We start from the raw sequence: 20979 nt of genomic DNA on the forward strand, positions 1-20979 counted from the left end.
ATTGCATGAGGATCATATGACGGTACTCGTGACGGGCGGCGCTGGCTATATCGGCAGCCACATGGTCTGGCGGCTGATCGACGCCGGCGAAAGCGTGGTCGTGCTCGACCGCCTTTCGACAGGGTTCGCCTGGGCGGTGGCGCCCGAGGCGAAGCTGATCGTCGGCGACATCGGCGACGACGCCCTCGTCGAGCAGATCATGCTCGACAACGACATCGACGCCGTCATCCATTTCGCCGGCTCGATCGTGGTGCCGGAGTCCGTCGCCGATCCGCTCGCCTACTATCAGAACAACACGGTCAAATCGCGCAGCCTCGTCGCCATGGCGATCAAGTGCGGGATTCGCCATTTCATCTTCTCCTCGACGGCTGCCGTCTATGGCGATGCAGGAACCGAGCCAGTCGTCGAGACCGCGCCGACGGCGCCGCTCTCGCCCTATGGCCGTTCGAAGCTGATGACGGAGTGGATGCTGGACGACGCCTCGCGCGCCCACGACTTCCGCTATGTGGCGCTGCGCTACTTCAACGTCGCGGGCGCAGATCCGAAGGGCCGCACCGGCCAGTCGACCAGGGGCGCCACCCATCTCATCAAGGTCGCCTGCGAAACCGCGCTCGGCAAGCGCGCGAAGATCGAGATCCTCGGCACCGATTACGACACGCCCGACGGAACCTGCGTGCGCGACTATATCCATGTCAGCGACCTTGCCGACGCCCATGCCGACGCGCTTCTCTACCTGCGCGCCGGGGGAGCGAGCCTCGTCGCCAATTGCGGCTACGGCCACGGCTTCTCGGTGCGCGAGGTGATCGATTCGGTCCGCCGCGTCTCCGGCGTGGATTTCGCCGTGGTCGAAGGGCCGCGCCGGACCGGCGACGTGCCGGCCGTGGTCGCCGATGCGTCGCTCGCCCGTGCGACGTTCGGCTGGGCGCCCCGGCATGATGATCTCGATACCTGCGTCAGCACCGCGCTGGCGTGGGAGGAGGCGCTCTCGCGCCGCAACCAGACCGATTGAAGCCGTCAAACGGGGGGCGACGGCGCCACGACAGGAGGAGAAGATGACGATCCCGTCCACGTCGCCGCTTGCCGTGCCGTTCCGCATCGCCGGAGCGGTCGTCCTCGCAGTGCTGCTCGTGCTCTCCGCCGTGCCGGCCGCCTTCGCGGATGCCGCCGGCGCGCGCTGGGTGCAGCAGTTCTGGCCCACCGCGCAGAAGGCCGGCATCTCGCGCTCCGTCTACATGAACGCGCTCGGCAACTTCACGCCCGATCCCGACGTGCTCGCCAAGGCGCGCACCCAGGCTGAGTTCGTGAAGCCGGTCTGGGACTATCTCGACGGCGCGGTGTCCGAGAAGCGGATGGAGAACGGCAAGGCGGCGCTGCGCCAGTACGGCCCGCAGCTCGCCCGCATCGAGGCGGCCTATGGCGTCGACCGCTCCGTGGTCGTCGCCATCTGGGGCATGGAGTCGTCCTATGGCGCGGTGCTCCAGAACGAGAAGATCGTTAAGAGCACCATCCGCTCGCTGGCGACGCTCGCCTATCAGGGCGGCTCGCGCGCCAAATATGGCCGCACGCAGCTGATCGCGGCGCTGAAGATCCTGCAGCGCGGCGACATCTCCGCCCGTGGCATGACCGGCTCCTGGGCCGGCGCGATGGGCCACACCCAGTTCATCCCGACGACCTACCAGGCCTATGCCGTCGATTTCGACGGCGATGGCCATCGCGACATCTGGAATTCCGAGGTCGATGCTCTGGCCTCGACCGCCAACTATCTCTCCAGGATGGGCTGGCGCCTCGGCGAGCCCTGGGGCTACGAGGTCGTTGTTCCACGCGGATTCGACTGGCGTCTCGCCGACCAGGGCAAGACGGCGCCCCTTTCCGCCTGGAAGAAGGCTGGCCTGAAGCGGGTCGCCGGCCGGCAGTTCCCCGATTCCGACGTCGCGGCGCGGCTCTATGCGCCGGCCGGGGCCAATGGACCGGCCTTCCTGCTGCTGCCCAACTTCAAGGTCATCAAGCGCTACAACAATGCCGACGCCTACGCGCTCGGCGTCGGCCATCTCTCGGACCGGCTGCGCGGTTCGGGTGATTTCGTCGCCGAGTGGCCGCGCGAGGTGCGGCCTCTCACCGCCGACGAACGGGCGGAGCTGCAGTCGCTGCTGACGCGGCTCGGCCTTTATGACGGCTCGATCGACGGCAAGCTCGGCGCCGGCACCCGCGAGGCGATCCGCACCTATCAGCGCCAGGCCGGGCAGGTGCCGGACGGCTATGCCTCGAGCGGGCTCTTGCAGGCCCTTCGCGCCGGGGGATAGGCTTCGTCCCGCAAAAGGGGTGAAGCGCGGATGGGAGCCATGCGCCGGCTCGCCGGATACATGCTTGTCGCCATCCTCGCGGCGGTCCTCGCGACCCCCGCGCCCGCCCAGTCGCGCGGCTTCTTCGGCGGCCTTTTCGGCGGTGAGCGCGAGGTTGCGCCGCCGCCCGGGGCCATCCCGAACGCGCCCGGCGCCGGGCGCGGCCAGCCGCCCCAGCGTCCGGCCCAGCAGCAGCGGCGCAAGGCGGCGCCGGCCCGACCCGCGCAGCCGGCCGAGCCGAGCTTCCCGGTCGCCGAGATCGCGCCGAAGAACGACGACGCCAAGAAGGTGCTGGTGATCGGCGATTTCGTCGCCTCGGGCCTCGCCTGGGGGCTCGACCAGGCCTTCGCCGATGACCCGACCCATGTCGTGCTCGACCGAAGCGACGGCTCGTCGGGGCTCGTGCGGGATGATCACTACGACTGGACGGCGAGCCTGCCGGACCTCGTCGCCGACGTGGCGCCGGACATGATCGTCGTGATGATCGGCATCAACGACCGTCAGGCCATCCGCGCGGCGGCCGGCAATCTCGCGCTCCGTTCCGACGCCTGGGATGCCGCCTATGCCGAGCGCGTGGACCGCTTCGTGGCGGCGCTGAAGGCGACCGGGCGCCCAGTGATCTGGGTCGGCGAGCCGCCGCTCCGCTCGGCCGACGGCTCGGCGGACATGGCCTTCCTCAACACGCTCTTCAAGGAAAAGGCCGAGGCGGCCGGCATGCGCTTCGTCGATGTCTGGGACGGCTTCGCCGGCGAGGACGGCAAGTTCGTCCTGCGCGGCCCGGACATGGACGGCCAGGTGCGGCAGCTGAGATCCGGCGACGGCATCAACTTCACCAAGGTCGGCCGGCGCAAGCTCGCCTTCTATGTCGAGCGCGACCTCGGCAACGGCACGGCCGGCCCCGGCGCCGCGCAGACGCTCAATCCGAGCGCGACGGTCGAGATCGGCGCGGACGGCACGCAGCGGCTCGTCGGGCCGGTGATGTCGCTGACCGACCCGGCGCCGCCCCCGCCGGGAACACCGCTTGCCGGCGACACGCCGGCGCAGCCTTTGCCGGATCCGGTCGCGGCGCTCACCGGTGGCACGGCGCTGCCCCCGGCACCGCGGGGCCGCGCCGACGACTTCACATGGCATCCGCCGGCCCCGGCCGTCACCGGCGGAACGAGCGCCGTCGACGGCGTCGTCATCCTGCCGGCCGCGGCGCCGCGCTGAGCGCTACTCGCCCTTCAATTGCCGCACGAGGCCCGCGACGCCGCCATTGTCCGGCTGCATGGCCGACAGCCGTTCGGCCAGAGGCAGCGCAAGGGCGGCATCGCGCGCCTTGAGTGCGCCGTCGAGCGCGAAGGACAGCAGTTCGGGATCGTAGGGAAGCCGCGCCAGCGCCTCTCCGACCACCGCCTTGGCCTTGTCCGGTGCGCCGGTCGACTGGAGCGCCACGGCATAGACATAGGCGTAGTGCGCATCGCCCGGCGCGAGCCGCGCTGCCTTCTCCAGCTGCGCCAGCGCCTCGTCATAGCGCCGCTGGCGCACCAGCGTCAGCCCGAGCGCGAAATGCGGCGCCGCCGCGTCGGGCGACCGGCCGATCGCCTCCCGCAGCACGGCCTCGGCCTCGCTCTCCCGACCGAGGGCGCGATAGAGATCGGCGAGGTTGACGGAAAGACCGGCCGCGGCGGGCTCCAGCGTCAATCCCGCCTTGAGCTCCGCTTCCGCGCCGACCGCATCGCCGCGGCGCGCCAGGAAGGTGGCGAGATTGGCGCGGCCCTCCGGGCGGTCGGCGTCGAACCTTTGCGTCTTCTCATATTCGGCGAAGGCCGCCTCGGCACGGGAGCGATCCTCCGGCGGTACACGCTCGAGCGGCAGGTCGGCAAGGAGCGCGGCGGCGGAGAGGCGCACCAGCAGGACCGGATCGGCGAGAAGCGGACCGGCGAGCTGCCAGCGCTCCTCGATCGGCCGGCCGTCGAGAGCATCCACGGCCGTCGCCCGCACCAGAGGGTCGGGATCGGCGAGCGCGCCTGTCACGGCCGCTGCCGTCGCGGCGGAGGGGAAGCGCTGCAACTCCGAGATCGCCGTTGCGCGGGCGATGGCCGGCACAGCCGGCGCCGTCGCGAGCGCGATCAGTCTCGCGCGCGCAGCCGGGTTGCCCTGACGTCCGAGATGGAAGGCCTCGCCCCAGCTCTGGAAGCCCTTGCGGTCCGGCCCGTGCCAGCGCGCCACGGCGTCCGCAGCCCATCCGGCGGACTTGTCGGCGTGGCAGCTGTTGCACGCATTGGGCGTGCCGAGGCTCACCGAGAGATCGGGCCGCGGAATGCGGAAGGAGTGATCGTGCCGCTGGTCGACCACCATATAGGTGCGCGCCGGCATGTGGCAGGAGATGCAATCCGGCGCGCCCGGTCCGGCCGGATGCCCGCTATGGGCCTCGGTCGCGAACTTCTCCGGCATGTGGCACTGGCTGCACACCGCCGCGCCTTCGGCCTTCAGCCGCTCGCTGTGCGCGTCGTGGCAATCGGTGCAGACGACGCCGCGCGCATACATGAGGCTCTGCTTGAAGGCCTGGTCGTTGAAGACCTCGTCCTTCATCTGCCCGTCGTCGAAGAAGAGATCCGGCGCCAGCAGCGCCTCGCGATGGGTGTCGGCGATCGGGTGGCCCGGATGCCAGTCTTCCGACAGCGTGCCGCGCCGGGAATGGCAGCGGGCACAGGTCTCGACGCTGTCGCCTGCCGGGCGCGAGACGCCATGGGCCGGGCTCCCGGTCGCCGGGTCCGGTGTCCAGTCGGGGGCCGGCCGGCTGGCGGCGACGCTCGCGAAACCGGCATTGGGCACCGTCTTGCTCGCACCGGCCTTGGCCCAGGCGACATGCGCGGCGCCGGCGCCGTGGCAGCTTTCGCAGCCGACGCTGATCTCCGCGAAGGTCGTGCTGAACGTGTCCTTCGCCGCGTCGTAGCCCTTGCCGATCGCCGTCACATGGCATTCGGCACACATGTAGTTCCAGTTCTGCTGGCCGCGCGTCCAGTGCAGCGGATCGGACGCGGGGATGGGCTGGTCCTGGTAGAGGTGGAACCAGCGCTGGCCGCCCTCCGCTTTGGAGCGCGTATCCCATGCGAAGGGGAGGGCCTGCAGCCGGCCATCGGGGAACGTGACGAGATATTGCTGCAGCGGATAGACGCCGAAGGTGTGGCTGATCGCGAAGGCGTGCGGCGCCCCGTCCTTGCCATCGGTCTCGACCATGAACCGGTCGCCGTCGCGATAGAACCGCGCCTTGGCGCCGAGGTGCTCGGCCGTGACGCCGGAAAAGTCTCCGGCGACGGTCTCCGGCGTCGCGACCATCATCGCATGCGCGTGGTCGGAGCCCTTCCAGGCGTCGAACTCCGGCTGATGGCACGTCGCGCAGGCGCGCGAGCCCGTGAAGCCCGGCGGCGCGAAGGCCTGCAGCGCGCCGATCGTCGCGGCGTCGAGGCTATCGCCCTTCTGCTCGGCATGACCCGCCGCCGCGAGAATGAGGAAAAGACCGACGGCCAGCGCGGCAGACAGCGCAAAGACGCGGCTGGCGAAGCCGGCGCGCAGGATGGCGATGGCGCGGATGAAGCGGATGGTCGCCGTCCCCCGATGGCGTGAACCGATCGGGGGAGTCTAGAGCCTTTCAGCCCGGGGTGGAATCGGTTCTACCTCCGTCGCCCCCCTCTCTAGTTCCCTGCAAGGACGGAGAGGGCCGAACCGCGGCCCTCGTCGGCGTCGCCGCGAGTGGCCGGGCGCCCCCTCTCCCGCGAAGCGGGGGAGGGGCGGGGAGGGGGTCTTGCTGTCGAGCTGACCCTTGCAGCCGCCTACCAGGGCAGGCTGGTGGCGCCCATCAGGTCGCGGTCGATGGCGTGGGCGGCCTGACGGCCCTCGCGGATCGCCCAGACGACGAGCGACTGGCCGCGCCGCATGTCGCCGGCGGCATAGACCTTGTCGACCGAGGTGCGGTAGCGGTCCGTATCGGCCTGCACATTGCCGCGCCGGTCGAGCTCGGGGCCGAGCTCGGCGATCAGGCCCTGCTTCTTCGGGCCGGCGAAGCCGATCGCGAGGAAGACGAGGTCGGCGCGGATGATGAACTCCGTGCCCTCGATCGGACGGCGCTTCTCGTCGACGCGGGCGCATTCGACGCCGGTGACCTTGCCGTTCTTGCCGACGACCCGCAGCGTCGCGCAGGCGAATTCGCGCTCGGCGCCTTCGGCCTGCGAGGAGGAGGTGCGGAACTTGGTCGGCCAATAGGGCCAGACCGTCAGCTTCTCTTCGCGCAGCGGCGGCATCGGGCGGATGTCGAGCTGCGTCACGGCCAGCGCGCCCTGGCGGAACGAGGTGCCGACGCAGTCGGAGGCGGTATCGCCGCCGCCGACGACGACGACGCGGCGGCCGGTGGCGATGATCGGCTCCTCGGTGCCGACATCCTCGCGGCCGACGCGACGGTTCTGCTGCACGAGGAACGGCATCGCGTAGTGGACGCCCTCGAGCTCCGAGCCCGGCAGCTTCGGATCGCGCGGCTCCTCGGCGCCGCCGGCGAGCAGCACCGCGTCATGGTCGGCGATCAGCGTGTCGACCGGAAGCGTATGGCCGACATCGACGCCGTAGTGGAAGGTGACGCCCTCGGCCTCTATCTGCGCCACGCGGCGGTCGATGAGATGCTTTTCCATCTTGAAGTCGGGGATGCCGTAGCGCAGCAGGCCGCCCGCCTTCGGCTCGCGCTCGAAGACATGAACGTCGTGGCCGGCGCGCGCCAGCTGCTGTGCCGCCGCGAGGCCGGCCGGGCCGGAGCCGACGACCGCGACCTTGCGGCCGGTGCGCGATGCCGGGATTTCCGGCTTGATCCAGCCGTTCTCGAAGCTCTTGTCGGCGATCGCCTGCTCGACCGACTTGATGGCGACCGGCACGTTCTCGAGATTGAGCGTGCAAGCCTCCTCGCACGGCGCCGGGCAGACGCGGCCGGTGAATTCCGGGAAGTTGTTGGTCGAGTGCAGGTTGCGCGAGGCCTCCTGCCAGTCGCCCGAATAGACGAGGTCGTTCCAGTCCGGAATCTGGTTATGGACCGGGCAGCCCGTATCGCCGTGGCAATAGGGAATGCCGCAATCCATGCAGCGCGCCGCCTGGCGCGACACTTCGTGATCGCTGAGGCGGAGCGTGAACTCGCGGAAATGCCGGATCCTGTCGGAGGCCGGCTGGTACTTCTGGTCCTGGCGGTCGATCTCCAGGAAGCCCGTTACCTTACCCATTCCCCACCCCTCACTCGGCCGCCACGCCGTAGCGGGCACGTTCCATTTCGATCAGCGCACGCCGGTACTCGACCGGCATCACCTTCCGGAATTTCGGGCGATAGTCCGCCCAGTTGTCGAGGATCGTCTTCGCGCGCTCCGACCCGGTATAGTGCAGGTGCTGCGAGATCAGCCGGTGCAGACGCTCGTCGTCGAACCGGTTCATGTCGGAGATGTCGATCCGGCCCTTGTGCTCGATGTCGCCGCCATGGTGATGCAGCTTCTCGAGCAGGTCGTCCTCTTCCTGGACGGGCTGGATCTCGACCATCGACAGGTTGCAGCGCGAGGAGAAGCTGCCGTCCTCGTCGAGCACATAGGCGATGCCGCCGGACATGCCGGCCGCGAAGTTGCGCCCGGTCTGGCCGATGACGACCACCACGCCGCCGGTCATGTATTCGCAGCCGTGATCGCCGCAGCCCTCGACCACCGCGATGGCGCCCGAGTTGCGCACGGAGAAGCGCTCGCCGGCGACGCCGCGGAAATAGGCCTCGCCGTCGGTGGCGCCGTAGAGCACCGTGTTGCCGACGATGATCGACTGTTCCGGCACGACGCGGCTCTCCGGTGCCGGGCGCACGACGATGCGTCCTCCGGAGAGGCCCTTGCCGACATAGTCGTTGCCTTCGCCGACGAGGTCGATCGAGACGCCGCGCGCGAGGAAGGCGCCGAAGCTCTGGCCGGCGGTGCCGGTCAGCGTCACGGCGATGGTGCCGTCCGGCAGGCCGTCGCCGCCATAGCGCTTCGCCACCTCGCCGGAGAGCATCGCGCCCGCCGAACGGTCGGTGTTCTTGATCAGCGCGCTGATCTTGACGGGCGTGCCGCTTTCGAGCGCCGGCATCGCCTCGGCGATGAGGCGGCGGTCGAGCACGGCGTCGATCGGATGCTTCTGTCGCTCGGTATGGCGGATCGCATCGCGCGGCGCGTCGGGCTTGAAGAACAGCTTGGTGAAGTCGACGCCCTCGGCCTTCCAGTGGGCGATCGCCTTCTTCTTTTCCAGCCGGTCCGACTGGCCGATGATTTCCTCCAGGCTGCGCGCGCCCATCGAGGCGAGCAGCTGGCGGACTTCCTCGGCGACGAAGAAGAAGAAGTTGATCACGTCCTCGGGCGTGCCCTTGAAGCGCTTCCTGAGCACCGGGTCCTGCGTCGCGATGCCGACGGGGCAGGTGTTGAGGTGGCACTTCCTCATCATCACGCAGCCGGCCGCGATCAGCGGCGCCGTCGAGAAGGCGAACTCGTCCGCGCCGAGCAGCGCGCCGATCACGACGTCGCGTCCCGTGCGGAAGCCGCCGTCGACCTGCAGGGCGACGCGCGATCTCAGCCCGTTCAGCACCAGAGTCTGCTGCGTCTCGGCGAGGCCGATCTCCCACGGGCTGCCGGCATGCTTCAGCGAGGTCAGCGGCGAAGCGCCGGTGCCACCCTCGAAGCCCGACACGGTGATGTGGTCGGCGCGCGCCTTGGCGACGCCGGCGGCGACCGTGCCGACACCGACCTCGGAGACGAGCTTCACCGACACGTCAGCCGCGGGGTTGACGTTCTTCAGATCGAAGATGAGCTGCGCCAGATCCTCGATCGAATAGATGTCGTGATGCGGCGGCGGCGAGATGAGGCCGACGCCCGGCGTCGAGTGGCGGACCTTGGCGATGGTCGCGTCCACCTTGTGGCCGGGCAGCTGGCCGCCTTCGCCGGGCTTGGCGCCCTGCGCGACCTTGATCTGCATCACGTCGGAATTGACGAGATACTCGGTGGTCACGCCGAAGCGTCCCGAGGCGACCTGCTTGATCGCCGAGCGCATGGTGTCGCCGTTGGGGAGCGGAAGGAAGCGCTCCGCCTCCTCGCCGCCCTCGCCGGTGTTCGACTTGCCGCCGATCCGGTTCATGGCGATGGCGAGCGTCGTATGCGCCTCGCGCGAGATCGAGCCGAACGACATGGCGCCGGTGACGAAGCGCTTGACGATCTCCGAGGCCGGCTCGACCTCGTCGAGCGGCACGGGCGCCAGCCCGACCTCGTCGGCGAGGCGGATCTCGAACAGGCCGCGGATGGTGAGCAGCGCCTTGGCCTGCTCGTTCATCTCGCGGGCATAGTCCTCATAGCGCGACCAGGAGCCGACGCGCACCGCATGCTGCAGGTTCGCGACCGAATCCGGCGTCCAGGCATGGCGCTCGCCGCGCTTGCGGAAGTTGTATTCGCCGCCGATGTCGAGCGTCGACTTCAGGATCGCCACATTGCCGAACGCCTCGGCATGCCGGCGAACCGTCTCCTCCGCGATCTCGCGCAGCCCGACACCCTCGATCGTGGTGGCGGTGCCGAAGAAATAGCGGTCGACGAAGGCGGTCGAGAGGCCGACCGCGTCGAAGATCTGCGCGCCGCAATAGGACTGGTAGGTCGAGATGCCCATCTTGGACATGACCTTCAGGATGCCCTTGTCGATCGACTTGACGTAGCGGTGGACGAGTTCCTCCGCGTCGACTTCCTCGGGGAAGTCCTTCTTCATGTCGGTCAGCGTCTCGAAGGCGAGATAGGGGTTGATCGCCTCGGCGCCATAGCCGGCCAGCACGCAGAAGTGATGCACCTCGCGTGCCTCGCCCGTCTCCACGACGAGACCGACCGAGGTGCGCAGGCCCTTGCGGATCAGATGATGGTGCACGCCGGCGGTGGCGAGCAGAGCCGGGATCGGGATGCGCTCCGGCCCCACCATGCGATCCGAGAGGATGATGATGTTGTAGCCGCCATGCACGGCCGCCTCGGCGCGCTCGCAGAGCCGCTCGAGCGCGTCGGCCATGCCCTCGGCGCCCTTGTCGGCCGCATAGGTGATGTCGAGCGTCTTCGACTGGAACGGGTTGTCGTCCAGCTCGCCGATGGCGCGGATCTTCTCGAGGTCGCCGTTCTCCAGGATCGGCTGACGGACCTCGAGCCGCTTGCGGCGGCCGGCGCCCGACAGGTCAAAGAGGTTCGGCCGCGGCCCGATGAACGAGACGAGGCTCATCACGAGCTCCTCGCGGATCGGGTCGATCGGCGGGTTGGTGACCTGCGCGAAGTTCTGCTTGAAATAGGTGTAGAGCAGCTTCGACTTGTCCGAGAGCACGGAGATCGGGGTGTCCGTGCCCATGGAGCCGACCGCCTCCTGCCCGGTGGTCGCCATAGGCGCCATCAGGAGCTTGAGGTCCTCGGTCGTGTAGCCGAAGGCCTGCTGGCGGTCGAGCAGGCTCACATCCGTGCGCGGGGCGCGCGGAGGCACGGGCGGCAGGTCTTCCAGCACGATCTGCGTGCGCTCGAGCCAGGCCTGGTAGGGCAGCTTGGTCGCGAGCTGATGCTTGATTTCCTCGTCGGAGACGATGCGGCCCTGCTCGAGGTCGATGAGCAGCATCTTGCCCGGCTGGAGGCGCCACTTGGTGACGATCTTCTCCTCCGGAATCGGCAGCACGCCGGCTTCCGAGGCCAGCACGACATCGCCGTCCTCGGTCACGAGATAGCGCGCGGGCCGCAGGCCGTTGCGATCGAGCGTCGCGCCGATCTGGCGGCCGTCGGTGAAGGCGACCGCCGCCGGCCCGTCCCAGGGCTCCATCAGCGCCGCATGATATTCGTAGAAGGCGCGCCGCTCCTCGTCCATCAGCGGGTTGCCCGCCCAGGCCTCGGGAATGAGCATCATCGCGGCATGCGGCAGCGAATAGCCGCCCTGCACGAGGAACTCGAGCGCGTTGTCGAAGCAGGCGGTGTCCGACTGCCCTTCATAGGAGATCGGCCACAGCTTCGAGATGTCGTTGCCGTAGAGCTCGGAATCGACCGAGGCCTGCCGCGCCGCCATCCAATTGACGTTGCCGCGGACGGTGTTGATCTCGCCGTTATGCGCCACCATCCGGTAGGGATGGGCGAGGCGCCAGGACGGGAAGGTGTTGGTCGAGAAGCGCTGGTGCACGAGCGCGAGCGCGCTCTCGAAGCGCTCGTCGTGGAAGTCGCGGTAGTAGTCGCCGAGCTGGTAGGCGAGGAACATGCCCTTGTAGACGATGGTCCGCGCCGACAGCGACACGACATAGAAGTCGTTGTCGAGGCCGGAATAGGCGGAATAGATCCGGTTCGAGATCACCTTGCGAATGATGAACAGCCGCCGCTCGAACTCCGCTTCGCTCTCGATGAGCTTGCCGCGGCCGATGAACACCTGGCGGTGGAACGGCTCCGTGGCGGCGATGTCGGGCGCCCTCGACAGGGAGGAGTTGTCGACGGGCACGTCGCGCCAGCCGAGCAGAACCTGCCCCTCTTCCTGCACGACCTCCTCGACGAGCTTCTCCATGCCGGCGCGGATTTCAGCGTCCTGCGGCAGGAAGAGGAAGCCGACGGCGTAGGTGCCCGGCGCGCCGAGCTCGAAGCCGAGCCGCGCCGCCTCTTCCGAGAAGAAGCGATGCGGGATCTGCACGAGCATGCCGGCGCCGTCGCCCATCAGGGGGTCGGCACCGACCGCGCCGCGATGGGTGAGGTTCTGCACGATCTCGAGGCCGCTCTTGACGATGCGGTGCGACTTCTCGTTGCGCAGGTTGGCGATGAAGCCGACGCCGCAGGCATCGTGCTCGTTGCGCGGATCATAGAGACCCTGCGCCGGGAAGCCTTGCCTCTCGATGCCGGCAGCCGCGCGAGCGGCGGCGTCTTTGGTCGTGCGGGTGGTGCCCGCAGCCGCCAGTCGCATTTCCGTCTCGCTCTTCGCCATCGGCATCTCGATGCCCTCGCTCTTTATGTCGTGAACCCGCCGACGCCGCGGCCCAGGCCGCCCGCCGGTCATTCCCCCACTGCCGAAACCGCGCCGCAACGCCTGCGGCGGAGCCCGGACCATCAGAAGCAAGTTCCGTTCCCGAAGCTTGCATGGCGAGAGGCGCGACGCCACGCCGCGTCCTGTCGCACGCCCGAAATGGGACAGTAATCCTGTCCTATTAAAAGCGCGCCAAAATGCCAGAGATCGTCCGGCTGCGCAAGCACCCTGGACGGCTTCCATTATGTTTGTTTCGGCGGCGGCGAGGCAATCGAACTTTCCGGTCGGCGGCGGCGGTCCGGCACGCAGTTTTATTGCGCCGCGGCGATTTCTGCGGCGCCGAGGCTTGCCTCGGGGCGATTCGCGTCGGATAGCTCGGACCATGATCTTTTCGAGCGACAACTGGACCGGTGCCTCGAGCCGCGTGGCCGAGGCGCTTCTCGTGGCGGCCGGCGGGCATGCGCCGGCCTACGGCGCCGACCCGGTGACGCAGGAGGTGACGGCTGCGCTGTCGCGCTTCTTCGAGCGCGAGGTTGCCGCCTTCTTCGTCGCGACCGGCACGGCGGCCAATGCGCTGGCGCTCGCCCATGTCTCGCGGCCGGGCGGCGTCGTCTTCTGCCACAGCCATGCGCATATCGCCGCCGACGAGGCCGGCGCGCCGGAATTCCTGACGGGCGGGGCTCGCCTCGCCGGCATCGAGGGGCCCGGCGGCAAGCTCGTGCCCGAGGCGCTCGGCGCGGCGATCGCCCGATATCCGGCCGAATTCGTCTTCCACGGCCAGCCCATGGCGGTCTCGATCAGCCAGCTCACGGAGGCCGGAACCGCCTATGCGCCCGAGGAGATCGCGGCGCTCGCCGCCGTCGCGCTCGAGGCCGGCCTGCCGCTGCACATGGATGGGGCGCGCTTCGCCAATGCCGTCGCCGGGCTCGGCTGCCGGCCTGCGGACGTCACCTGGCGCGCCGGCGTCGACATGCTGTCGCTCGGCGCGACCAAGAACGGCTGCTTCGCCGCCGAGGCGGTTGTGTTCTTCGATCCCGAAAAGGCGAACGGCTTCGAGTTCCAGCGCAAGCGCGCCGGCCATGTCTTCTCGAAGGGCCGTTTCGTGGCGGCGCAGTTCGCCGCCTGGCTCGCCGACGATCACTGGCTGGATCTCGCGCGCCATGCCAATGCGGCGGCACGCGCGCTCGCCGACGGGATCGAGCGATCCCAGTCGGCGCGGCTGGCGCTGCGGCCGGCCGGCAACGAGGTCTTCGCCTGTCTTTCCGTGGAAACGCATCGCCGCCTGCAATCGGCGGGCGCGCGCTACTACGACTGGCCGGCCCCGGCCCTCGGCGTCGCCGAACCCGACGCGGGCGAGGTCCTGGTGCGGCTCGTCACCTCGTTCCGCACCGAGGATGCCGAGATCGAGCAGTTCCTCGGCCTTCTCGACTGACGGCACAAAAAAAGACGCCCCGCGCGAGGCGGGGCGTCCGGTCATCCGAGACTCGATCGATCGGGAAAACCGATCAGGCGGCCTGCTGCTCGATCGTGTTCTCGATCGTCTTGGCGTTCGCATTGGCGCCGACGATGGCGATCTGCCGGGGCTTCATCGCCTCCGGAATCTCGCGGACGAGATCGATATGGAGCAGCCCGTTCTCGAGGCTCGCGCCCTTTACCTCCACATGGTCGGCGAGCTGGAAGCGGCGCTCGAAGCTGCGGCCGGCGATGCCGCGATAGAGCACCTCTCCGTCACGGCTCTCCTCGACCTTCTTCTCTCCCTTCACGATCAGCGCGTTCTGGCGCGACTCGATCGAAAGCTCATTCTGGCCGAAGCCGGCCACGGCGAGCGTGATGCGATAGGCGTTCTCGCCGGTCCGCTCGATATTGTAGGGCGGATAGGCGGGCGCGCTGTCGACGCCGGCGGCCTGGTCGAGCAGCGAGAAGAGACGGTCGAAACCGACGGTGGAACGATAGAGGGGGGTGAGATCGAACGTGCGCATGACAAGTCCTCCTTGAGAGCGACAGGATGTTTCGGCTCGCCTTCGCATCGATCCGCCCTTTGAGGCCCGGATCGCGCCGCGGTGGCCGGCGGGCCCGATCTGGCGCCCGCATGCTCGATATGGTGAGGGGTTTTCGGCCTTCAAGAGGGGGCGGCGAAGGCTGAACGGGGGATGAACACCGCCTTCGGACAGGGTTCAGCCGGGGGCTCCTAAGGTGGCGACATTCCGGCGGCGATCCAGCCCGCCGGGCCTCTCCTGGAGACCCCGGTCATGCTCAAGACCCTTCTCGCCTCGTCGCTTCTCGTCGGCGCCCTGACGCTGCCCGCGCTCGCCGACAGCTATGACTACCGCCCGGTCGGCGGCTCCCGCTTCGGCTATCAGGAGACCGGCGGCCCCGGCTGGGACAATGGCCGCGGCCCCGGCTTCGAGGATCGCCGGGGCTACGAGGTCGCCCCGCCCGCGCGCTCCTGGCGCATGCCGCCCTGGCGCCTCGCCCGCGCCCTCGGCTGGCAGGGCTATCGCAACGTCCGCATCCTCGACCAGAAGCGCGACGTGACCATCGTCAGGGCCAGCGCCCGCGGCCGCGACCTCATCCTCGTCGTCGATGCCCGTTCGGGCGACGTGATCCGCCAGCGCCCGGCCGATGGCTGGCGCGGCGGCGGCTACGGCCCCGGCTGGGGCCGCTGACAACGGCGCCACCGGCCGCTATCCGCCCGCCCGCGGCCGGTGGACCGTGGCCGGCGGCGTCATCCCAAGACGCCGCCGGCCTTCCTGTCGTGACTGCCCCGTCCTTGCGCGAAGCGCCCGACCCTGCGCGAAGTCCTTGCCCCTTGCGGGACGGCGACCCGCCGCTATCCTCGCCAGCCTTGGTGCCGAGAGCGGCCGATCGAGGAACGGAGGCCGACCGCCCGATGCGCTTCATTTCCCTGCCCGACAATCCGATGCCGGAGGGTCTCGAGGCGCGCACGGTCACCGCCGGCGACGGTGTCCGGCTGCGCGCCGCGCTGGTGCGTCCCGCCGGGCAGCCACGCGGCACCGTGGCGCTCCTCCAGGGCCGCGCCGAGACGATCGAGAAATACTATGAGGTCATCGGCGAACTCGTCGCGCGCGGCTTTGTCGTCGCCGCTCTGGACTGGCGCGGGCAGGGCGGCTCGGATCGCGGCCTCGCCAATCCGCTCAAGGGCCATGTCGACGACTTCGCCGACTACGACCGCGACCTCGCCGCCTTCACGGCCTCGCTGCTGCGTGCCGAGACGCCGGAGCCACGCTTCGCGCTCGCCCATTCGACCGGGGCGCTGATCCTGCTTCGCGCCCTGCGCGGCCGGGACACGCCCTTCTCGCGCACTGTCCTGACGGCGCCGCTCATCGGCCTCGGGTCCATGAATCCACCCGGCTGGTTCGTCGACGGACTGTCGGGCCTCCTGACCGCGGCCGGTCTCGGCGATTTCTATCCGCCGGGCGCCTCGCTCGTCCGGGTCGAGGAGCGAAGCTTCGAGGGCAATCCGCTCACCGGCGATGCGCGGCGCTTCTCGCGCATGCTGGCCATCGTCCGCGATCGCCCCGACCTCGCCATCGGGCCGCCGACGATCGGCTGGCTCCATGCCGCCTGCGCGGCTATGCGCGAAGCCTCGAGGCCGGGCTTCGCCGCGGCCATCGCGACACCGGTCCTCGCGGTCAGCGCGGGCGCCGACCGGGTGGTGAAGCCTGTCGCGACCGAGCGGCTCATCCGCCGCATCCGCCTCGGTCGCCAGGTTGTCATCCGGGGCGCCCGGCACGAGATCCTGATGGAGCGCGACGACATCCGCTCCGCCTTCTGGGCTGCCTTCGACGCCTTCATCCCCGGCGCATGAGCAGTCGGCCTATTGTCCATTCGACTGATCGTCTATTCGGCTTACACCGATCATATGGCCAATAATCGATAAGGCGTGTATACTTGCTGGACTCTTCTCATTGAGATAGTTTGATTTTTCGATTTATGCTGCGATGCGGCATTGAATATGCGTCGCAATATAGTACGATGACCGCGGGCTGAGGGGTGTTACGGGCGGCCGGAGTGCCGGCCGGACTCATTGGAGAAACCATGATCCGTCTCGTAACGAGCGCGGTCGCTGTCTTCGCTTTCGCGTCGGCGGCCTCCGCTGCAACGCTCTCCGATGTCTCGGGATCCGTCCTCGTAGACAGCGGCCAGGGCTTCAAGAAGGTAAGCGCGACTTCCGACGTTCCCGTCGGCAGCCGCGTGATGGTGACCCGCGGCGGCAAGGCGATGCTCGCCTATGCCGACGGCTGCGAGAAGTCGCTGGCCGCCAACTCGATCACCACGGTGGTCGATTCGGGTGCCTGCGCGCAGTCGAGCCAGGTCGCGGCCCAGTCGGGCGGCGGTCTCGGTCTGACCCCGACCATGGTCATCGGTGGCGGCGTCGTCATTGGCGGCGCTGCGGCGATCATCATCGGTGCGTCGCAGGACAACGACACGCCATTCATTCCGGTCAGCCAGTAAGGCTCGACCGCAAGACGGATCTCCGCGCTGAGCGGAGATCCATCGTCTTTCAGGGATCGGTAGGTGGGCGGTGATCAGCTTGCCGCGCGGCAGGCGCGTGATCCGAGGCCGGCCTTCGCCGCCTCGTCAGCGTCCCTGTCGTTCCCGTCGGCGCTGGCGGAGGCGGGCGAGCGGTCCGGTCTCGATCGCTGCGGCGGACGCAAGGGGGCGCGATGCGCGCACATCCGGTCGAGAGGGCCGCAGCCTCCGTTCCGTCGTGCATTGACTGCAGAAGCGCTCATCGAACAGAGAAATCATCCCGCTCCGGCTGATTGCTCATGAGGGACTTTGAGGGTTTTCCCTGACACCCATCCTTGATAGCGCAGCGCAGTAGAGTACAGTTCGCCGCGTTATCCGGGGGAACGGACGTCTTGATCAGGCGGCCGTCATTGTTGGGGGAACTTATGATCCGTCTCGTAATGAGCTCGGCCGCGATAATCGCCTTTGTTTCGGCGGCTTCGGCGGCGACGCTTTCCGATGTCTCGGGATCCGTCTTGGTCGACAGCGGCAAGGGTTTCAGGAAGGTGAGTGCGGCTTCCGACGTCGCGGTCGGCAGCCGCGTGATGGTCACTCGCGGCGGCAAGGCGGTTCTCGCCTATGCCGACGGCTGCAAGAAGACGCTGGCCGCCAACTCGATCACCACGGTGGTCAAGTCGGATGCCTGCAAGCAGACCACGCAGGTTGCTGCGCAGTCTGGTGGCGACACGGTTTTTCGCAGCGGTTTCGGCGTCGTCGGTGGCGTTAGCAGTGGCCGTAGCGGTCGCTTGAACCTGACGACCGTGCTGACAGGCGGTGTCATTGTCGGCGCCATTGCGGTGCCTTTCATCAATAATGACAAAGACCGCCCGCTTATTCCGATCAGCCAGTAGAGCATGATCGCGACAAGGATCTCCGCGTCATGCGGAGATCCATCGCCTTGGGGATCAGCCGGCGAGCGCTTCCAGGATCCGCTCGTGCAGCCGGGCATCGCCCGAGGCGACGACACGGCCGCCGCCGGCCGCCGATCCGCCTTCCCAGTTGGTCACGCGCCCGCCGGCGCCTTCGATCACCGGGATCAGCGCGACGATATCGTAGGCCTGAAGGCCGGTCTCGACGACCGCGTCCATGAAGCCCGCCGCGACCATGCAATAGGCGTAGCAGTCATAGCCATAGCGGACGAGGCGCACCTGCTCCTCGACGCGCAGATAGGCATCGCGCTCGGCGCCCTTGAACAGGGCCGGCGTGGTGGTCGAGATCACGGCGTCGGCCAGCGCCGCGCAGGGCCGCGTCGCGAGCGGGCGCGGGCCGCCCGGGCCGGTATAGCGCGCGCTTCCCCCGTCGCCCGAGAAGCGCTCGCCCGTGAAGGGCTGTGCCATCATGCCGAGCGCCGGCCGGCCGTCGTCGAGCAGCCCGATCAGCGTGCCCCAGACCGGCAGGCCGGAAATGAAGGCCCGTGTGCCGTCGATCGGATCGAGCACCCAGACTTTCTCCGCGTCCAGCCGCTCGTTGCCGAACTCCTCTCCCATGATGCCATGCGCGGGATGAACCTCGTTGATGAGGGCGCGCATGGCCGCCTCGGCAGCGCGGTCGCCTGCCGTGACGGGATCGAAGCCGGTGGCGGCCTTGTTGTCGACCCGGCCGGCTGCCCGGAAATGCGGCATGATCGATTCGCTGGCAGCGTCGGCCAGCCGATCGAGGAAGGGAAGCAGGGCCGAAGGGGTCATCGAGGCGGTTCTCCGGGGCGCTGGGCCCAGTCTGCGGTGCGGCGGGGCGTCGCAGGCGATCGCAACGCAAGTCACTGATTCTCAAACATGATTTGGCGCCGTGCGGCACCAGCCGGCTTCGGAACGACCCCCGTCTCGGGATTTCCGCCGGGGTTCGCACAAATCACCGATTTTGGCTCTTGATCTTTTTGCACTGCACGGGCATTTTATTGCAATGCGGTAGCTCGATTGGCGTCGAGTTTCCGCTGCCCTCCTTGGGCGTTTCCTCCCTAGACTTGGGCCGCATCGCCTCGCGAGCGGCCCTTTTTCTTGTCCGGACCCGCCTGCGCCATCATTCGGCGGCGAGTGGCATCGGCCAGAGGCCTCCGTCCGGCATCTCGGACAATTCGCGCGCGAAGATGGCGAGGTCGGCCACGACCTGCGCGAAGCCGGCATTCGGCTGCAGACTGCGTTCGTTCATGTAGAGCGCCCGGTTGATCTCGATCTGCAGCGCGTGGATCCCTTCGGCCGGCCGGCCGTAATGTTCGGTGATGTGGCCGCCGGCATAGGGCTTGTTGCGCGCGACCGTGTAGCCGAGCCGAGACAGGATGGTGGCGGCGACATCGGCGATCTCCGGGGCGCAGCTCGCGCCGTAGCGGTCGCCGAGCACGAAATCGGCCCGCATCCGCCCCGGCGCGCTGCGCACCGAGGACGGCATCGAGTGGCAATCGACGAGGACCGCGAAGCCGAAGCGGCGGCGCGTCGCCTCGAGCAGGCCGGCGAGACGGTCGTGATAGGGCTTGTAGACGCTCTCGATCCGCTCCAGCGCGGCGTCGACCGGAAGCGGGCGATCATAGATCTCGACATTCTCCGACACGACCCGCGCGATCGTTCCGAGGCCGCCGGCGACGCGCATGGAGCGGACATTGGCATAGGGCGGCAGCACGCCGTCGAACATGCCGGGATCGAGCTCGTAGGGCTCGCGGTTCACGTCCAGCCAGGCACGGGGAAAATTGGCGCGCATCAGCGGCGCGCCGAGCCGCACGACCGACAGGAAGAGCTCGTCGACGAAGGTGTCCTCCGAGCGGCGGATGGCGCGCTCGTCGAGCCGCGAGGCGGCGAGGAAGTCGGCCGGATAGGACCGCCCGCTATGCGGCGAATCGAAGACGAACGGAATCCGCTGCTCGGCAGGGGCGATCACCTCGAAGGGCGGGAGGGGCGCGTCGAATGGGATGGGTCTGCTCCGCGGACGGGGAGGAGTCGTTGGCCGGACATGTTGCCAAAGCGGACGGGGTAAAGTCCACTGCCGCGAGAGGCGAGGCGCCCGACGGGCAGGCCCGAGGGAACGATTCATTCGATCTTTACCCGAAGCGCGGCTAGAATCGCGCGCGGGCGCTCCCGCCTCGATCTCGTGCCCCGCCATGGATTCCCGATGAACCGCATCCTTCTCGCCGAAGACGACAACGACATGCGCCGCTTTCTGGCCAAGGCGCTGCAGAACGCGGGTTACGACGTCGTTTCGTTCGACAATGGGCGCAGCGCATATGAGCGCATCCGCGAGGAGCCCTTCACGCTGCTCCTCACCGACATCGTGATGCCGGAGATGGACGGCATCGAACTCGCCCGTCGCGCGACCGAACTCGACCCCGACCTCAAGGTCATGTTCATCACCGGTTTCGCCGCCGTCGCGCTCAATCCCGATTCCAACGCGCCGCGCGAGGCCAAGGTGCTGTCGAAGCCCTTCCACCTGCGCGAGCTGGTGACGGAGGTCGAGCGCCTGCTCGCGGCCTGAGGGTTGTCAACAGCCCGCTTTCTTCGGGCTTGAACGGATCCGAACGATCCTCTATACCGCTCGCCACGCAGCCGGTCCCGCCCGGCAGCACTGACGGATGGGCGTGTAGCTCAGCGGGAGAGCACTACGTTGACATCGTAGGGGTCACAGGTTCAATCCCTGTCACGCCCACCATCCTTCCTCCGGACTGACTTCGATACCGATGAACGGCCCGCAAACGGGTGCCGGTTGTCGTCCCGACTCCTGCGGGCGGCCGTCTTCCCGGTCGTGGTGTCGGGCCTCTGGAACAAGCACGCCCTGGTGCGCGGATGGCTCGGTCAGCCCGGGTGCGGAAGCTGGTCCGCCGTCCCTTCCTCGCCGTTCCTCGCGCCCTCCGATGCCCCGGTCGCGGCACGGCGGCGCAGATTGTCGATGGCGCGCAGCCAGTGGTCCACCGGATGGCCCCAGAGCGGCGAGCCGTCCGCCTGCCAGAGGCCATAGGCTTCGGCGGCGATCTCATGGTCCTCGAATTCCGGCATCGAATCCTCCTCACACGCTGACGCCGAGGCGGTGTCGGCAGAGGCCACAACCAGCGGAGCGGCTCGCCGGTTCCTGCCGTTCGGCCGGAGGCGGCCTCCACACCGCCGGCGCCTCGACCGCG

At 68.7% G+C, this 20979-nt stretch carries 17 protein-coding genes and 1 tRNA gene; 11 read left to right on the forward strand and 7 right to left on the reverse strand.

Annotated elements, in window-relative coordinates; translation table 11 throughout:
* Window positions 1–16 precede the first annotated feature (16 nt).
* The 3 genes from galE to QO015_RS15820 are packed head-to-tail and all read left to right on the forward strand — an operon-like array spanning window position 17 to window position 3548.
* Entirely contained in the window at window positions 17–1009 is a 993-nt protein-coding gene (gene galE, locus QO015_RS15810) for a UDP-glucose 4-epimerase GalE (protein ID WP_266283132.1), read from the forward strand.
* A 43-nt stretch (window positions 1010–1052) separates the two neighbouring features.
* On the forward strand, window positions 1053–2300 hold the full coding sequence (locus tag QO015_RS15815) for a lytic murein transglycosylase (protein ID WP_266283130.1): 1248 nt from the start codon (window positions 1053–1055) through the stop codon (window positions 2298–2300).
* 39 nt (window positions 2301–2339) lie between these two features.
* Window positions 2340–3548, forward strand: a complete 1209-nt coding sequence (locus QO015_RS15820) for an SGNH/GDSL hydrolase family protein (RefSeq protein ID WP_266283128.1) — start codon at window positions 2340–2342, stop codon at window positions 3546–3548.
* Window positions 3549–3551: 3 nt separating this feature from the next.
* Here the strand turns inward: QO015_RS15820 and QO015_RS15825 are convergent, their stop codons facing one another.
* The gene (locus QO015_RS15825; RefSeq protein ID WP_266283126.1) at window positions 3552–5663 is read right to left on the reverse strand and encodes a tetratricopeptide repeat protein; all 2112 of its coding nucleotides are present in this window, start codon (window positions 5661–5663) and stop codon (window positions 3552–3554) included.
* Between the two features lie 45 nt (window positions 5664–5708).
* Here QO015_RS15825 and QO015_RS15830 point away from each other — a divergent pair, with 45 nt between their 5' ends.
* Window positions 5709–5948, forward strand: a complete 240-nt coding sequence (locus tag QO015_RS15830) for a hypothetical protein (protein ID WP_266283124.1) — start codon at window positions 5709–5711, stop codon at window positions 5946–5948.
* Between the two features lie 206 nt (window positions 5949–6154).
* On the opposite strand, the gene QO015_RS15835 is transcribed toward QO015_RS15830, so the two are convergent.
* Complete coding sequence (locus QO015_RS15835; protein ID WP_266283123.1) at window positions 6155–7579, reverse strand: glutamate synthase subunit beta; 1425 nt, start codon at window positions 7577–7579, stop codon at window positions 6155–6157.
* Window positions 7580–7589: 10 nt separating this feature from the next.
* Entirely contained in the window at window positions 7590–12317 is a 4728-nt protein-coding gene (gene gltB, locus QO015_RS15840) for a glutamate synthase large subunit (RefSeq protein WP_456152157.1), read from the reverse strand.
* Window positions 12318–12732: 415 nt separating this feature from the next.
* Between gltB and QO015_RS15845 the strand changes: the two genes are divergently transcribed.
* Complete coding sequence (locus QO015_RS15845) at window positions 12733–13782, forward strand: threonine aldolase family protein (RefSeq protein WP_266283122.1); 1050 nt, start codon at window positions 12733–12735, stop codon at window positions 13780–13782.
* Between the two features lie 73 nt (window positions 13783–13855).
* Here the strand turns inward: QO015_RS15845 and QO015_RS15850 are convergent, their stop codons facing one another.
* Window positions 13856–14329 (reverse strand): Hsp20 family protein, encoded by a 474-nt coding sequence (locus QO015_RS15850; RefSeq protein ID WP_266283120.1) that lies wholly within the window; start codon window positions 14327–14329, stop codon window positions 13856–13858.
* 270 nt (window positions 14330–14599) lie between these two features.
* Here QO015_RS15850 and QO015_RS15855 point away from each other — a divergent pair, with 270 nt between their 5' ends.
* The 4 genes from QO015_RS15855 (at window position 14600) to QO015_RS15870 (ending at window position 17734) form a co-directional block, all read left to right on the forward strand.
* Complete coding sequence (locus tag QO015_RS15855; RefSeq protein ID WP_266283118.1) at window positions 14600–15016, forward strand: hypothetical protein; 417 nt, start codon at window positions 14600–14602, stop codon at window positions 15014–15016.
* 224 nt (window positions 15017–15240) lie between these two features.
* A complete protein-coding gene (locus QO015_RS15860) occupies window positions 15241–16179 on the forward strand; it encodes an alpha/beta fold hydrolase (RefSeq protein ID WP_266283117.1) in 939 nt (312 codons plus the stop codon).
* Window positions 16180–16409: 230 nt separating this feature from the next.
* Window positions 16410–16826 (forward strand): hypothetical protein, encoded by a 417-nt coding sequence (locus tag QO015_RS15865; RefSeq protein ID WP_266283116.1) that lies wholly within the window; start codon window positions 16410–16412, stop codon window positions 16824–16826.
* Between the two features lie 443 nt (window positions 16827–17269).
* A complete protein-coding gene (locus QO015_RS15870) occupies window positions 17270–17734 on the forward strand; it encodes a FecR family protein (protein WP_266283114.1) in 465 nt (154 codons plus the stop codon).
* Window positions 17735–17788: 54 nt separating this feature from the next.
* On the opposite strand, the gene hisN is transcribed toward QO015_RS15870, so the two are convergent.
* Complete coding sequence (gene hisN / locus QO015_RS15875) at window positions 17789–18568, reverse strand: histidinol-phosphatase (protein WP_266283112.1); 780 nt, start codon at window positions 18566–18568, stop codon at window positions 17789–17791.
* A 331-nt stretch (window positions 18569–18899) separates the two neighbouring features.
* Window positions 18900–19748 (reverse strand): N-formylglutamate amidohydrolase, encoded by an 849-nt coding sequence (locus QO015_RS15880; RefSeq protein WP_266283110.1) that lies wholly within the window; start codon window positions 19746–19748, stop codon window positions 18900–18902.
* A 231-nt stretch (window positions 19749–19979) separates the two neighbouring features.
* Between QO015_RS15880 and cpdR the strand changes: the two genes are divergently transcribed.
* Together cpdR and QO015_RS15890 are read left to right on the forward strand one after the other, a co-directional pair.
* Complete coding sequence (gene cpdR, locus QO015_RS15885; protein WP_266283108.1) at window positions 19980–20339, forward strand: cell cycle two-component system response regulator CpdR; 360 nt, start codon at window positions 19980–19982, stop codon at window positions 20337–20339.
* A gap of 99 nt (window positions 20340–20438) precedes the next feature.
* Window positions 20439–20513: transfer RNA gene (locus tag QO015_RS15890), tRNA-Val, on the forward strand.
* A 143-nt stretch (window positions 20514–20656) separates the two neighbouring features.
* On the opposite strand, the gene QO015_RS15895 is transcribed toward QO015_RS15890, so the two are convergent.
* Window positions 20657–20857 carry a DUF2934 domain-containing protein gene (locus QO015_RS15895; RefSeq protein ID WP_266283106.1) on the reverse strand — a complete coding sequence of 67 codons (201 nt, stop codon included), beginning with the start codon at window positions 20855–20857 and terminating at the stop codon, window positions 20657–20659.
* Window positions 20858–20979: the final 122 nt, after the last annotated feature.

Source organism: Kaistia geumhonensis (assembly GCF_030815145.1).
Classification (GTDB): Bacteria; Pseudomonadota; Alphaproteobacteria; order Rhizobiales; family Kaistiaceae; genus Kaistia; species Kaistia geumhonensis.

Coding starts and splice junctions, on each gene's coding strand:
- galE (WP_266283132.1), top strand. CDS start 17: ATGACGGTACTCGTGACGGGCGGCGCTGGCTATATCGGCAGCCACATG.
- QO015_RS15815 (WP_266283130.1), top strand. CDS start 1,053: ATGACGATCCCGTCCACGTCGCCGCTTGCCGTGCCGTTCCGCATCGCC.
- QO015_RS15820 (WP_266283128.1), top strand. CDS start 2,340: ATGCGCCGGCTCGCCGGATACATGCTTGTCGCCATCCTCGCGGCGGTC.
- QO015_RS15825 (WP_266283126.1), bottom strand. CDS start 5,663: ATGATGGTCGCGACGCCGGAGACCGTCGCCGGAGACTTTTCCGGCGTC.
- QO015_RS15830 (WP_266283124.1), top strand. CDS start 5,709: ATGGCACGTCGCGCAGGCGCGCGAGCCCGTGAAGCCCGGCGGCGCGAA.
- QO015_RS15835 (WP_266283123.1), bottom strand. CDS start 7,579: ATGGGTAAGGTAACGGGCTTCCTGGAGATCGACCGCCAGGACCAGAAG.
- gltB (WP_456152157.1), bottom strand. CDS start 12,317: ATGCCGATGGCGAAGAGCGAGACGGAAATGCGACTGGCGGCTGCGGGC.
- QO015_RS15845 (WP_266283122.1), top strand. CDS start 12,733: ATGATCTTTTCGAGCGACAACTGGACCGGTGCCTCGAGCCGCGTGGCC.
- QO015_RS15850 (WP_266283120.1), bottom strand. CDS start 14,329: ATGCGCACGTTCGATCTCACCCCCCTCTATCGTTCCACCGTCGGTTTC.
- QO015_RS15855 (WP_266283118.1), top strand. CDS start 14,600: ATGCTCAAGACCCTTCTCGCCTCGTCGCTTCTCGTCGGCGCCCTGACG.
- QO015_RS15860 (WP_266283117.1), top strand. CDS start 15,241: ATGCGCTTCATTTCCCTGCCCGACAATCCGATGCCGGAGGGTCTCGAG.
- QO015_RS15865 (WP_266283116.1), top strand. CDS start 16,410: ATGATCCGTCTCGTAACGAGCGCGGTCGCTGTCTTCGCTTTCGCGTCG.
- QO015_RS15870 (WP_266283114.1), top strand. CDS start 17,270: ATGATCCGTCTCGTAATGAGCTCGGCCGCGATAATCGCCTTTGTTTCG.
- hisN (WP_266283112.1), bottom strand. CDS start 18,568: ATGACCCCTTCGGCCCTGCTTCCCTTCCTCGATCGGCTGGCCGACGCT.
- cpdR (WP_266283108.1), top strand. CDS start 19,980: ATGAACCGCATCCTTCTCGCCGAAGACGACAACGACATGCGCCGCTTT.
- QO015_RS15895 (WP_266283106.1), bottom strand. CDS start 20,857: ATGCCGGAATTCGAGGACCATGAGATCGCCGCCGAAGCCTATGGCCTC.